14 protein-coding genes are annotated in these 14,036 nt (G+C 46.0%); 3 read left to right on the forward strand and 11 right to left on the reverse strand.

The window, feature by feature from the left end; translation table 11 throughout:
- Position 1: 1 nt before the first annotated feature.
- The 3 genes from E2R66_RS09425 to E2R66_RS09435 form a co-directional block, all read right to left on the reverse strand.
- Complete coding sequence (locus tag E2R66_RS09425) at positions 2-1,753, reverse strand: sensor histidine kinase (RefSeq protein ID WP_133229956.1); 1,752 nt, start codon at positions 1,751-1,753, stop codon at positions 2-4.
- A gap of 173 nt (positions 1,754-1,926) precedes the next feature.
- Positions 1,927-3,019, reverse strand: a protein-coding gene (gene prfB / locus E2R66_RS09430) for a peptide chain release factor 2 (RefSeq protein WP_133229958.1) whose coding sequence is annotated in 2 segments (ribosomal slippage) — positions 1,927-2,958 and positions 2,960-3,019 — 1,092 coding nt in all. Because the reading frame shifts where the segments join, the coding sequence is not laid out codon by codon here.
- A 176-nt stretch (positions 3,020-3,195) separates the two neighbouring features.
- Positions 3,196-3,627 (reverse strand): hypothetical protein, encoded by a 432-nt coding sequence (locus E2R66_RS09435; protein WP_133229960.1) that lies wholly within the window; start codon positions 3,625-3,627, stop codon positions 3,196-3,198.
- Between the two features lie 265 nt (positions 3,628-3,892).
- Here E2R66_RS09435 and pgi point away from each other — a divergent pair, with 265 nt between their 5' ends.
- The gene (gene pgi / locus E2R66_RS09440) at positions 3,893-5,539 is read left to right on the forward strand and encodes a glucose-6-phosphate isomerase (RefSeq protein WP_133229962.1); all 1,647 of its coding nucleotides are present in this window, start codon (positions 3,893-3,895) and stop codon (positions 5,537-5,539) included.
- 157 nt (positions 5,540-5,696) lie between these two features.
- On the opposite strand, the gene E2R66_RS09445 is transcribed toward pgi, so the two are convergent.
- From E2R66_RS09445 to E2R66_RS09455, 3 genes are read right to left on the reverse strand one after another with little or no spacing between them, the layout of a single operon-like run.
- Positions 5,697-6,011, reverse strand: coding sequence for a DUF805 domain-containing protein (locus E2R66_RS09445; protein ID WP_133229964.1), 315 nt, complete (start codon positions 6,009-6,011; stop codon positions 5,697-5,699).
- Positions 6,012-6,062: 51 nt separating this feature from the next.
- Positions 6,063-6,434: a DUF805 domain-containing protein gene (locus E2R66_RS09450; RefSeq protein WP_133229966.1), complete on the reverse strand. Its 372-nt coding sequence runs from the start codon at positions 6,432-6,434 to the stop codon at positions 6,063-6,065.
- Positions 6,435-6,487: 53 nt separating this feature from the next.
- Positions 6,488-7,057: a dihydrofolate reductase family protein gene (locus E2R66_RS09455; RefSeq protein WP_133229968.1), complete on the reverse strand. Its 570-nt coding sequence runs from the start codon at positions 7,055-7,057 to the stop codon at positions 6,488-6,490.
- 171 nt (positions 7,058-7,228) lie between these two features.
- On the opposite strand from E2R66_RS09455, the gene E2R66_RS09460 reads away from it, so the two are divergent.
- Both E2R66_RS09460 and E2R66_RS09465 read left to right on the forward strand, forming a co-directional pair.
- Positions 7,229-8,200, forward strand: coding sequence for a GlxA family transcriptional regulator (locus tag E2R66_RS09460; RefSeq protein ID WP_133229970.1), 972 nt, complete (start codon positions 7,229-7,231; stop codon positions 8,198-8,200).
- Between the two features lie 169 nt (positions 8,201-8,369).
- Complete coding sequence (locus tag E2R66_RS09465) at positions 8,370-9,248, forward strand: CPBP family intramembrane glutamic endopeptidase (protein WP_133229972.1); 879 nt, start codon at positions 8,370-8,372, stop codon at positions 9,246-9,248.
- Positions 9,249-9,560: 312 nt separating this feature from the next.
- Here E2R66_RS09465 and E2R66_RS09470 read toward each other — a convergent pair whose 3' ends face one another.
- The 5 genes from E2R66_RS09470 to E2R66_RS09490 all read right to left on the reverse strand — a co-directional run bounded on the left by E2R66_RS09470 (position 9,561) and on the right by E2R66_RS09490 (position 14,015).
- On the reverse strand, positions 9,561-10,661 hold the full coding sequence (locus tag E2R66_RS09470) for a glutaminyl-peptide cyclotransferase (protein ID WP_133229974.1): 1,101 nt from the start codon (positions 10,659-10,661) through the stop codon (positions 9,561-9,563).
- A gap of 2 nt (positions 10,662-10,663) precedes the next feature.
- Positions 10,664-11,032, reverse strand: a complete 369-nt coding sequence (locus tag E2R66_RS09475; protein ID WP_133229976.1) for a YraN family protein — start codon at positions 11,030-11,032, stop codon at positions 10,664-10,666.
- 273 nt (positions 11,033-11,305) lie between these two features.
- A complete protein-coding gene (gene dnaG, locus E2R66_RS09480) occupies positions 11,306-13,252 on the reverse strand; it encodes a DNA primase (RefSeq protein ID WP_133229978.1) in 1,947 nt (648 codons plus the stop codon).
- Positions 13,253-13,308: 56 nt separating this feature from the next.
- Positions 13,309-13,689 (reverse strand): helix-turn-helix domain-containing protein, encoded by a 381-nt coding sequence (locus E2R66_RS09485; protein ID WP_133229980.1) that lies wholly within the window; start codon positions 13,687-13,689, stop codon positions 13,309-13,311.
- Positions 13,690-13,694: 5 nt separating this feature from the next.
- A complete protein-coding gene (locus tag E2R66_RS09490) occupies positions 13,695-14,015 on the reverse strand; it encodes a type II toxin-antitoxin system HigB family toxin (protein WP_133229982.1) in 321 nt (106 codons plus the stop codon).
- Positions 14,016-14,036 lie beyond the last annotated feature (21 nt).

Genomic DNA, 14,036 nt, shown 5'->3' on the forward strand with positions numbered 1-14,036 from the left:
ATTAAATCCAGTTGGTTAAACGAATGCTCACTACAGTCCCCGGTGCATTCTTTTGTATATCTAATGTTACGGGCTGCTCTTTAAACAACTGGCCCAGTAAAACTATGCGTTCCTGGCTCAATTTCAATCCGTAGCCGCTATTTTCATCAGCATTGGTTGTGCCTATCCAGCTACCATTATCCTTTATGGTAAAAACAAGGTCCCGTTGGTTGCGTGTAACCGATAGGCTAATCACCCCACTTTCCTTTAAAATTGCCACCCCGTGCTTAACCGCATTTTCTACAAAGGGCTGCAACAGCATGGCAGGCACTTCTATGTTCGACTGGTTCAAATCATCGCCTGCTGTGATATGATATTTAAAGCCGAAGCGCAATTGCTCCATCTGCAAATAATCGTCTATCAGCTTTAGCTCCTCCTTTAGGCTCAGCAATTCTTCTCCACCGGTAGCAAGCACCTGCCGGGTAAGGCCGGCAAACTTGGCCAGATAATGATTGGCACCGGCTATATCGTTTTTATTAATGAGATTTTGAATAGATGTTAAAGCATTGAACATAAAATGCGGGTTCAGCTGCGCACGAATGGATTGCAATTTAAGCCCGGTAACCTGCTTTGCCTGCGCTGCCTTTAGCAGCTTTACCTGGTTGCGCCTGTAATAGCCGCCAAACAGCAGTCCGAAAAAGACAACTGCCCCTACCACGTAGGGCAGGAGCTGTTTTAATGATGCTTTTTTTTCTAAAACCGCGTTAGGCAATATTTTAAGCTTGATATGCAATTGCTGATCTTGCAGGTTAAACCCTCCCGCGCCTTGCGGGCGGATAATTATTTCATAATCCCCTACCGGGTAATTTGTGAAATTGAATTTAAACTCCGTCCCTAAAGGATTTCCCTCGGCGCCGGTAAAAAATTGTTGTTTTCCGTTTTCTGTTTTATATAAAATAACGCTGTAAGCCACTGCTTCGTGGTCCTTAACAAGCATACTCACAACATTTACACTATCGGTATAAAAGCTGATAGCCGTGGGGGTGCCGGTAGTGGGATCGTATTTTATTTCGTGCGGAGCTTGTATTTTCATCTGTTCGATCCCATATTGGGTACGAGCTTGCCCGGCAGGCAAATGTGGTTGAAACCTGATATTAGTAATTACAGGTTTCAGGTTTTTCCTCCAATCAAAGATGACACCATCCCTAAGCCTGTAGTCGTTAATATTCACAACCTCTACCAGCGCCTGTTTATCCGGGTAGTTAAAACTACCTATAAATCCGTAAGGTTTGCCGGCGCCGTACTTTTGTTCCAGCCGGGGAATTTTTGACCAGTGCACCACTTCCGCGCTATCGTTAAGCACTACCCTGTAACGATAATTGCCCACATTATCTTTTGTTATACCTAAGGCCAGCAGCACACCGTTGGAGTTATCTGAAATATGGTAAGCAGTGTAGTTTTTAGAAAATGCCCTTACAGGAGACATGGTATAATTCATCAGCGCAGGGTTTAATTTAACCCCAAGCATCAGGGGCGTTTTCATAGTTTGGTCTTTCGTAGTAGTGGGCCTGTAAGCTACTGCATCTAAACCGGTATCATTTATGCCAAAACTCGAACTAATATACCCCATAGAACGCAATGAGTCTGATATCGCTAAATCGAACACAATTTGATTTCCAAATGAGCCGGGCGGCATTTTTTGCGCCACAGCAGCCGGAGCAAGCCCCCAGCCAATTGTTAAGATAAATAATAGCGTAAATACTGTTCTCTTCATGATGTGTGTTTAAGTGTATAATTTATTACATCACAAAAATGCGTTTGTGCAACAGGCCTATCAACGCACAACGAGTGTACTGCTGTTAGCATTTAGAATTTGGTAACTAAACAATAATAGCGACAGGTTTTTAAGGCCTATCGCTATCGTAAAACATATCAGTAGCGGCCGCTTTAGTTCTTCGGCCCGCCAAATTCCATCAGGTACGATTTTAAGAACTCGTTCAAATCGCCATCCAGTACGGCGGCGGCGTTAGAAGTTTCGTGATCGGTACGCAGGTCTTTCACTAGTTTGTACGGATGCAAAACGTAGTTGCGTATCTGCGACCCCCATTCAATTTTCTTTTTATTGCCCTCTACCGCGCTTGATGCTTCGGCGCGCTTGCGCATCTCGGCTTCGTACAGCTGCGATTTAAGCAAGCGGATGGCATTCTCCTTATTCTGTAACTGCGAGCGCGATTCCTGGTTTTTGATGATGATGCCCGATGGCTTGTGGTACAAACGTACGGCGGTTTCCACCTTGTTTACGTTTTGCCCGCCTGCACCGCCCGCGCGGAAGGTTTCAAATTCAATATCCGCATCCTTCACCTCTATCTCAATGGTATCATCTACCAATGGGTACACATATACCGAGGCAAATGAGGTATGGCGCTTAGCGTTAGCATCAAATGGCGATACACGCACCAGTCGGTGCACACCGTTCTCGCCTTTGAGGTATCCGTAAGCAAAATCACCTTCCAACTGCAGGGTAACGGTTTTTACGCCGGCCACATCACCGGGTTGGTAATCCTGCTCGGTAACTTTGTAGCCGTTTTTTTCGCCCCACATAATGTACATGCGCATCAGCATGCCGGCCCAGTCGCAGCTTTCGGTACCGCCGGCGCCTGCGGTAATTTGCAGCACGGCGTTAAACTGGTCTTCCTCGGCGCTCAACATGTTCTTGAATTCCAGCTCCTCTACAGCGGTTGTCGCGGCATCAAACTGCTCCTTCATTTCCGCTTCGGTTGCATCGCCGGCCTGGAAAAACTCGAACAAAACGCCCGTATCCTCCACTGCCGTTACTACCTTTTGGAAAGCGTCGGTCCATATTTTTTTTGTTTTGATGGAAGCGAGTACCTTTTCGGCCTCTTTAGGATGATCCCAAAAGTTTGGGCCAATGGTTATTTCCTGTTCCTTTTGCATCGCATCGAGTTTGGTATCGATGTCAAAGATGCCTCCTCAGGGAAGTTGTTCTATCCCTTAAATCCTGTAAGTTCTCTTTAGTCATGCGCCAAAGATAGTTAAAGGTTGGTTAAAGTTAGAAAAGTTGGAGAGGTTAAAAAGGTTAGAAAAGTTAAGGCGACAAAATTGGAAGTATATGTGCTCAAAACGTAAAAGGTTGCAAAGGCACTCGCCTTGCAACCTTTCTAACTTCTTATAACCCTTCTAACTTCTTTAACTTCCTTACGCCATTTGCGTAAGCAGCAGGCCCATATCGGCTACATGGCCGCTTATTTTTGATAGCAGGGTATTTAGGGCAAATTCTTTATTTTGTTCGGTTTTGCTTTGGCGGATCAACTCCAGCATTACCGGACGGATGAGTTCGTTTGAAATTTGTTTCGCATCGGCCGAGCTAATGTCATAATACTTATCCAACTTTATGGCAAACTTATTCACCGCTTTATTGATAAGTGGATTATCATAAACGCCTGCAATTTGGAAGTACTTAACCAAATCTTTTATCTTACCACTCTCTATATGGGCTTTGATTACCTCTATTATCGAACTCGAAGCGTCATTCAAAACCGCCTCGCGATATTTTTCGGCAATTAAAGGATTGTTGGTAACAGCCGTCCCGGCGTTATTTTTTACGAGCAAAAACAGTTTTTCGAACATAAAAGTAAGTTTTTAGATAGCGTATTGATGATTTGGCGATAAATAAGCGATTAACTTATCAGCAAAGCAAATATATCATTTATTTGTTTCCAATTTTAAAAATATTTGCTAATTATGTTAAAATAATGACAATTGAAAACAGTGTCATATCAACACTAAGTAATTGATGTGCAAAACGCGCTAAATAACACCTTTATGCCATAAATTTCATTTTAGTTTACAGCCGCAAAATTAACTTGTTACTTTTACCAAAAATTATTCCGCCATGCTACCAAATACCGATTTTACCGCCACCCAATCGTATAAATATTTAGCCGACCATTACATCGACATCGTTTCAAAAAATCTGAAAGAACTTTTTGATGCTGATGCAGAACGGTTTGAAAAATTTTCTTTACAGTTTGAAGAGATCCTTGTCGACTATTCTAAAAACCGGATAGATGATGAAACCCTTGCGCTATTGATACAACTGGCGCGCGAATGTGGCCTAGATGATGCAATTACCGCCATGTTTTCTGGTCAGCCCATAAACGTTACTGAGGGCCGCCCGGTGCTGCACATTGCCCTGCGCAACCGCAGCAATACCCCGATATTGGTGGAAGGTAAAGATGTGATGCCCGACGTGAACCGTGTACTGGCACAAATGGAAACCTTTAGCCATGCTATTATCAACGGCGAGTGGAAAGGCTACACCGGCAAGCCGATTACCGATGTGGTGAATATAGGCATTGGCGGCTCTGATTTGGGCCCGGTGATGGTTACCGAAGCATTGAAGGCCTACAAAAACCACCTCAACCTGCACTTTGTATCCAATGTGGATGCTACACATATCGTAGAAACCCTGAAAACAGTGAATGCCGAAACTACGCTGTTCTTAATAGCTTCAAAAACCTTTACCACGCAGGAAACCATGGGCAACGCCCACAGCGCCCGCGACTGGTTTATTGCCAGCGGCGGTAAAGATGAAGATGTGGCCAAGCACTTTGCTGCGCTATCTACCAATAGCGAGGGTGTGGCTAAGTTTGGTATCGATACCAAAAACATGTTCGAGTTTTGGGATTGGGTTGGCGGCCGTTACTCGCTTTGGAGCGCCATAGGCTTATCTATCTCCCTGAGCATCGGCTTCGATAATTTCATCGAATTACTGGATGGCGCGCACGCCATGGATAACCATTTCAAAACCGCTCCGCTGGAAGAGAACATCCCGGCGATACTGGCCTTGGTGGGCATTTGGTACAATAACTTCTTCGAAGCCGAAACGCAGGCCATTTTGCCTTACGACCAATACATGCACCGCTTTGCAGCATATTTCCAACAAGGCGATATGGAAAGCAACGGTAAGCATGTAGACCGCACCGGCAAACATGTTGATTACAGCACCGGCCCAATTATTTGGGGCGAGCCAGGAACCAACGGTCAGCATGCTTTTTACCAACTGATACATCAGGGCACTAAGCTTATCCCCTGCGATTTTATTGCTCCCGCGCAATCGCATAACCCGCTGGGCGAACACCACAAGATGCTGCTTTCTAACTTCTTCGCCCAAACAGAGGCTCTCATGAACGGCAAAACCGAAGAAGTGGTTATTGATGAACTGAAGAAAGCCGGAAAATCGGAAGAAGAGATAAGCAAGATTGCGCCTTTCAAAGTATTTGAGGGTAACCGCCCTACCAACTCCATATTGGTTAAATTGATAACGCCAAGGGCCTTAGGTTCGCTGATTGCCATGTACGAGCATAAGATTTTCGTTCAGGGCATTATCTGGAACATCTACAGTTTCGATCAATGGGGCGTTGAATTGGGCAAGCAATTGGCCGGTAAAATATTGCCAGAGTTAAAAGGCGACGAAGAAATCAGTTCGCACGATTCGTCTACCAATGGCTTGATCAATCAATATAAGGCCTGGAGGTAGGTGCCAGTGGGCAGTGGGTAGTGGGCAGTGGGCAAGTGCTAAAGGATAAACATTGTTTTTAATTCAAAAATTATCTACAACCTTAACCGCCGACTGCTATCTGCTTGTTGTGTGCAAACTGCCCACTGAAAACCGCCTACTGAAAACTGGCATCTGCTTACTCATACGGTGCTACCTTAGGGTCGGGGCCGTATGGGTTGGGACCTTCCTGGCCTCTGGCACCCATGAGCCAGAAGATGTAGAAAGGGATAAACTGCCACCAGCCGCTTTTGCCGATATCGTGGCAGCGTTTTACGCCCTGGGCCAGGGCGAAATACAGTATAGGTATGGATACGGCAATCATGAAGGTATCGCCCCCTCGCCCGTCGCCCATTCCCCAGATGAAATAATAAACAAAAAGATAAGCGAAGCAGCTGATGCAATATTCGGCCCGGCGGATGCGGCCTTGTAGCGAGAATGGATTCTTGTGCATAGCAAATGTTTAGGGATTGCTAATTTACAATTTTCCTGTTCTGCAAAAAAGCTACCTGCCATATTTGTCCGCACCGCCGCCCGGGTAATGGTAAGGCCCGCCGCCGGGGTAATTGGGGTAGTTATTGTCTTTAGGGTTTTCGCCATACTGATTGGGACCAATGTTACCATCGGCCAACAGCATCCAAAAAGAATAAAAAGGTATCAGTTGAAACCAACCGCTGTTGCCAAGATCATGGCAGCGTTTGGCCCCCTGTGCAAACCTGAACCAGGCTAGCGGGAAAAGCGCAAACCAGTACATCTCTTTGTGATGATCTGCAGCCTGTACAATGATAAAAAACAATCCGGCAACATAAATCAATATGCTTAGGCCGTACTCCATGCGCCTGATGCGCCCGTAAAAAACAAAAGGATTGGTGAACATATTGTGGCTTTGAATTAGGTTTGGCTAAACTACAAAAAATGCACCTGATTTTTTCATACCGGCCTATAACACAACAACAATACACCGGTTTCAAACGCTTGTTTGGCCATTAATTGCAGGTTTGCACTCAATTCACTAAATAATGGGCGGCCAACGCTTATAATTACCGGGTGCAGCCAAAGCCGGTACTCATCAACCAAGCCCAGCCTTGCCAAGGCATCAACCAGCGTGCCACTGCCAAACACGATGATGTTTTTGCCGGATTGCTGTTTTAAAGCCGTCACCCTATCTGCCAAATCACCATTAATCAATACAGTGTTGGGCCAGCAGCCCGTATTGGCCAATGTGCCCGAAACAACTACCTTGGTGCAGCTACGCATCATATCAGCAAAATCCATTTCTTGCCTCGCGCTAAAATTATCGCCTATGCCTGCCTGCCAGTGTATGGCCATAGCCTGGTACGTTATCCGCCCCAACAAAATAGTATCCGCATCGGCCAGCTGCTGCGTAAGTGCCCGCGCCATTTCCTCGCTCCAATGATTGTGATGCCATTCCAGCCCGCCGTCCGGGTCGGCCATGCAGCCGTTGAGGCTCAGGTTCAACGATACGATAAGTTTCCGCATTCGCGCTATTTACTTATTTTAATTACATCCCAAAGGTATCGCAGCATCCCCTATAGCCTAAGGTGCAAAAAAGACTTTTTTAAGGGCTGTTTGCGACTTTAGCTCCACTGGTAATTATTTTGTATTTTGCCATGGTGTATCTTTAGCCACCCAATAAGCAATAGCCATAAAATGAAGCACGTATCTATCCTGATTACCAACGACGCTGTTTTGGCAAGCATTGCCGACCCGCGTATAATGTTTACCGGCATTAACGACTTTTTGGAAGCAGCCGGTAAACCTCCTCTGTTTAAAGTGCAGCTGATAGGGCTATCACCGGAAGTGCGACTGCATAGCGGCTTATTTTCGGTACATACCGATGCAGTATTGAAAGATGTGCCCAAAACCGACCTTATCATCATCCCTGCGATGGGTGGCGATATGGTTGCGGCAATAAAAAAGAACGAAGATTTTATGCCCTGGATAGTGCAGCAATATAGCTGCGGTGCCGAGGTAGCCAGCCTTTGTGTAGGCGCTTTCCTGCTGGCTGCTACGGGCCTGCTTAAGGGCAAGGAGTGCAGCAGCCACTGGCGTTTTGCAGAGCAGTTCCGCGCCATGTTCCCCGATGTTACGCTGGTTGACGACCGGATAGTTACCGAGCAGCAGGGGCTATACAGCAGCGGCGGCGCAACATCGTACTGGAACCTGCTGCTTTACCTGGTTGAAAAGCACGCCGGGCGCGAAATGAGCATTATGGCCGCCAAGATGTTCGCCCTGGAGATTGACCGTAAGAGCCAATCGCCATTTATTATGTTCAACGGGCAAAAAGGGCACGAGGACGAACCGATAAAAAAAGCGCAGGAATTTATAGAAGCCAATATTGCCGAGCGCATTTCTGTTGAGGGCCTGGCCGATAAATACGCCATAGGCAAGCGGCACTTTGAACGCCGGTTTAAAAAGGCCACCAATAATACTCCGGTAGAATATATACAACGCGTAAAAATAGAAGCCGCAAAGAAACACCTGGAAAGCACCCGCAAAAACATCAACGAAGTGATGTACGATGTTGGCTATACCGATACCAAATCTTTCCGGACGGTATTTAAGAAGATAACCGGCCTATCGCCTGTAGAATACCGCAACAAGTACAATAAAGTGGCATAAAGCTGTAACTAAACGGGGTGCAGTGCGTATGCATGTAGCGGCGGTCGAATATGTGCAATAAAACATTTGTGTAAAAACACTTATAAGCAGATATTTATCGCGTTAAATGCTATCGTAGCAATATGATGGTATAATCATATATTAGACCGATTAAAATCCAATCCCCTGGTTGAAAGCTTTTGTTGTTAAATATCAGATCACATGCTTTATCGTCATAGCATTTGCTATTTCGTTACTGATAGGATTGCCGTTGAAGTTATTTGTGCTGAACGATTTATTCGCCGATTCGGAACTGGGACTGAATTACTTTTCTAAAACGTTGGTGGTTTTTGGCCCGGCTTTAGCCGGCCTCATCGTCATCAGCATTACTGATGGTACCCTTGGTATTAAAGCGTACCTGGGCAAGCTTGAACCCCATGCCGATCATATCATCTGGTGGATATCCCTCCCGCTGGCGGGTATTGTCATAACATTGCTGGCATTTATAGCAGGAGGCTTTTCGCCAGGTCAACTGGCAGAATATGTTGTGGCTGTTAGCCCTATGTTGCTGTTGATGCACATTGGCGGCGCCTGCCTGGTATTAGGCCTTGGCGAAGAATTGGGCTGGCGCGGATGGCTACTACCTAAACTGGCCGAAGGCCGATCACTGAAAAAAGCCATGCTGATGGTGTTTGCCATATGGGCCTTATGGCACCTGCCCCTATTTTTTAGTGGATGGCGCATCGTTCTACCCTTCATTGTAATCGTTTTTGCGCTTTCGGTGATATTTACCTGGCTGTGGGACAGGGTTGGCGGTAACGTATTCGTACTGGTTATTGCCCATGCATCGGTAGATTTCCCACAGGCATTCTTCGAGAGCCGCGTAGGCGAAGGGCATGAGGCACAGATACAAAATGCCTGGACTATACTGGCGCTTATCTATTTGGTGATAGCCATTGGTGTTTATATCTTAGGCAGGCGTAATCTGGATGTTGTACTAGAGCAGACCAACGAGCGGCTATTGCCCGGTGAGATGAAGGAAAAGGTTAATGGCGAGGAGGAGTTGTAATGCATTGCTGCCGCAAACCTCCCGGCTTGTAGCCACTTAGCAGAGCGGCTTTGCATTTCGCGCAGTGCATAGTTTACATTGTGGCTACCTTGCATGCGGGCCACAAGCCGGTAACGCTTGCGGCATCCTGAAAGTTTTAACTTCCGGCTTACACACTGCAAAGTGTCAAACAACAACACTGACACGATTTTGTCACCAAGCAGCAATTTACAAAACCCTGATTAACATGTACATAAAAGCGTTCACGGTGTTCACAGTGCGGCGCGTGAACACTTGAGCAAGCTTGGGAGGTTTGTGGCTGCAAACTACCCACTATTTCTTCACAAACTTCACCTGGAACAGCTTATCCCATTTTTTGCCGGTTACAAATATGCGGCCGGTGGCTTTATCGTAGGCTATGCCGTTGAATACGTCGGCATTCTTGTTGCGCTGGGCTTCGGGGTACAGGGCTTTCATATCTATCTTTTGCAGTACTGCTCCGGTTTTAGGGTCTATCACCAGGATATTGTCGGTTTGGTACACGTTGGCGTATAGTTTGCCGTCTATCATTTCCAGTTCGTTCACTTCGTTTACCGCGCCTTTATCGTCGTAAACATCAATGAAACCGGTTTGGCGGTAGGTATCTTTATCTAAAAAGAAGATGCGGTTGGTTTTATCGTCCATATACAGCTTTTTGCCGTCGAAACACATACCCCACCCTTCGATGCCGATATTATTATCGAAAGTATCGAGCAGCTTAAAGGTATCCTTATCATAAACAAAGCCCTTCTTTTCGAGGTAAGTAAGCTGGATAAGTTTATTGCCTACAATGGATATACCCTCAGCAAAAACCTTAGGGTCTATCATAATCATACGTTCGGCTTTGCCCGTTTGCAGGTTTACCTTTTTCAGGCGCGATTGGGTTTCTTTGGTTTGGCCGGGCGGAGGGTCCAGGTAGCCGCCGCCGCTTTCGTACAGGGCACCATCCTGGTATAGAAGGCCCTCGGTATAAGTAGCCGTATCATGCGGGAAAACTTTCTCTACTTTAAAGGTGAGTTCTTCGGGCGCTTTAGCGGCCAGCAGTACAATGTTGGTAGTCACCTCATCAGCCTTGCCGGCCTGGTATATTTTGGCGGTTATTACTCGTGCACCCAGTACAAGCGTATCTGTTTTGATGGTAAGGGCCGATGAATCTTTCACCGAGCCGAGCCTTTGGGCCTCCAGCATGTACACTACCGAATCGGGCTTAACCGAGGCAGGATATTTTACGCTGAAACTTACCGCATCGCCGGATTTATAGGTAGTACCCGCTTCCGGACTAATCGTAATATCGGCAGCACTATCGTCTTTATTTTTGCAGCCGTTAAAGCCTATGGTTAACAGTATAATTCCGGCCAGGGCAGCGGCAGCAGAATAAATAATCCTTTTGTTCATATTCAATCGGCTGAGGGCCAAAAGGCATCCTCTATGTGTTTTAAGTTATAGTTGTTAGTACGGTCGAAAAGGATAGATATTATATCGAACCTCACTTCGCCCTGGTGATTCATCAAATAAATGTATTCGTCGGCGGCATCAGCCAGCAAACGCTGCTTGCGCGCATCTACAAAATCCTCGGGCAGGCCAAAGCCTGTGCCCGTGCGGGTTTTTACTTCGGCGAAGATAATGGTTTTGTCTTTATAGGCGATAAGGTCAATCTCGGCTTTTCCATGCACCCAGTTCTCGTCCATTATTTCGTAGCCGTTGGCTTCCAGATGGGCTTTGGCAATAGCTTCGCCTTTGCGGCCGAGGTCATTGTGGGTTGCCATTAATGGACTCCCCTCATAGAGTTGTACATACAGACGATCAAAAAACCCTCAATGAATAACGATAAAATACTTCCATATAACATTCCCCAGCCGAGGTCTTTCACGAATTTATTTTTTATAGCAGGATGGAAATAAAAGCCAAACCCACCGAACAAGATTATGGTGAACGCTGGGGTTACAAAGACCAAATTGGTTAAATCCCGGGAAGTATATGTTGCAATCAAAAGGTGGATTATAGCAAAAATTACAAAATATAAATGCTTCATAATACCTTTACTTCAATATCACCGAACCTAAATAATCGGATATACTTTTCTCCACCTTTTTCATGTGCATGTACTGGTTCAGTAATATATCCTGGTCGGCATCGCTGGTGGCGGTTTGCAGTTCGTTGCGCAGCTGTTCCAGTATCTTGCCCACTTTGTGCATTTTGAGGTGGAAGATAGCACCCAGGATGGTGGCCTTCATATTGGCCTGCTCATCGGGCACCAGTATCTTGTGCATCTCGTACCAGTTCTCGCTCAGGGTGTATTTGGAGGCTAGCAGGTTCACCACCAAATCTACAATGTCTTTATCCGGGTGATGTATAAAATGCTGCTCCTCGGGCAGTACGCCGTTATCCACCTCGTGGCGGTAAATCTCTACGAATTGCTTGCAGGCAGGTACATCAAATTCCACGTCGTTCAGTTCCACCATCATAAAAGGGCCGATGTAGGTATTGGTAATACCATCCCAATCAATCATCTTATTGCCGTAAAGTAACAGCAGGCGCACTATTTCCTTTTCCTGGGTGTCAATTTCTTTGGGCTTCTGCTCTGTAAACCCTTCCAGGTACTGCAGTTCATCGGGCGGCGCCACATCGTCGTATTGCTGCTGATGATGGCGGTTGTTTTGCTGCTGACTATCCTTCTTGGCCTTGGCCAGGCGCATCTTATTCAGTTCGGAGAGCAAGGCACGCTCATCAATCTGCATAATACTGCTGCATTCTTTGATGAACACCGATGCTTTGATAGAATCGGGTATCTTGGCAATACTTTCCACCACCTCGCGTATTACCTCGGCCTTTCTAATCGGGTCGTTGCCGGCATCCTTAAGCAGCAGGGTGGTTTTATAGAGGATGAAATCCTTTTTGTTTTCCTCGATGTGTTTTTTGAAGGCATTGGTGCCCAACTTGCGCACATACGAATCCGGGTCGTGCCCATCGGGGAAGGAAACTACTTTTACGTTGAGGCCCTGCTCCAATATCATGTCCAGCCCGCGTAGCGACGCCTTGATGCCTGCCGCATCACCATCGTATAAAATGGTGATGTTTTTGGTGAAGCGGCTGATGAGCTTTATCTGCTCTACCGTAAGCGAGGTGCCCGATGAAGCCACTACGTTTTCAATCCCCGCCTGCGAAACCGACAGCACATCGGCATAACCCTCTACCAGGTAGCAGTTATCCTCCTCGCGGATGGATTTTTTGGCGAAGTACAGCCCGTAAAGGATGTTCGATTTATGGTATATCTCGCTTTCGGGCGAGTTTACATACTTGGGTACTGCTTTATCCGTTTTGAGTGTGCGACCGCCAAAGGCAATCACCCTGCCCGTAAAACTGTGGATGGGGAACATCACGCGCCCGCGGTATCGGTCGTAAAGCGTGCCATTGTCGCGCTTTACCGATAGACCACTTTCTACCAGGAATTCTTCCTGGTAACCGTTGCGGATGGCTGCACCGCTAAAGGCCTCCCATTGATCGGGCGAGTAGCCTAACTCGAATTTTTTGATGGTATCGTTGGTAAAACCGCGCTCTCTAAAATAGCTGAGGCCTATGCTTTGGCCCTCGTCGGTTTCCAGTAAACTTTCGTGGAAAAATTTGGCGGCATAGCCGCTTACGATCATGAGGCTCTCGCGGCGGTTGTCCTCCGCTTTGTCCTCGGCCGACATCTCCGTTTCTTCTATCTCAATACCGTATTTTTTGGCGAGCCATTTCAAGGCTTCGGGATAGGTGAACTTCTCCAGCTCCATTAAGAAAGTAATGGCGCTGCCGCCCTTGCCCGATGAAAAATCTTTGAAGATACCCTTAGCCGGCGATACGGTAAAGGAAGGGGTGCGCTCGTTAGCGAAGGGCGAAAGCCCTACGTAGTTGGCCCCGCGTTTTTTTAATTGCACAAATTCGCCAATCACCTCCACAATATCTGTGGCTTCCATTATGCGGTCGATGGTGGGCTTGGTGATCATGGGTAAAAAATAAGTGGGGGACAAATATAAGAGCTATGCGACTAAATCGGACACGATTAATGAACCGGCTTAGTATTATCCGCTAAAAAGATCTCTGCCGGGATACCCAAAAACTTGTGCAATCCCCTAACCATTTTCAAAGTGAGTTCTTTTTTACCTGATAGAACAGAAGAGACATATCCTTTTGAACCAATAATCGGTTCGAGGTCTTTTTGTTTAAGGCCCTTTTCCTCCAACTTTAGTTTTATCATTTCAATTGGGTCGGGTGAAGGTATATGGAAATGACGGTCTTCATAATCTTTAACCAGAAGCAACAATAAATCGAGTTCTTCACCTTCCGGTGTATTCAAATCAGCATGAAAAATTTCAATCGTTCTTTCGAGCGCTTTATCATACTCCGCTTCGGTTTTTAAAACCTTCCAATTTACTGTCTTCATGCGTGTTATTTTTTGTTCGGATTAGTAATAAATTTAACATTGGCGGCATCAACTTTATCATACGCAGCATGAGGACCAAACCAAATTACGTATAACGCCTGCGTTTCAAAACGAACAGATACAATTAGTCGGTAAGAATTTCCTTTAATATTAAATACAATCCGGATATTAGGTATTATACTGGCGTTACCGTAAACTTCTTTTAATTCATTAAAGTTGTTAAAACCCGCCTTCAACAGTTCATCATACCAACTTTTTAAAGAATTAGCCGCCAGCGGATACTGTTCTATATAATAAAGTAGTGTCCGCCTGGTGATAATGTTCATCTAAGCAAATATAATAAGTTT

It is taken from the genome of Mucilaginibacter psychrotolerans, from assembly GCF_004519315.1.
Lineage (GTDB): Bacteria > Bacteroidota > Bacteroidia > Sphingobacteriales > Sphingobacteriaceae > Mucilaginibacter > Mucilaginibacter psychrotolerans.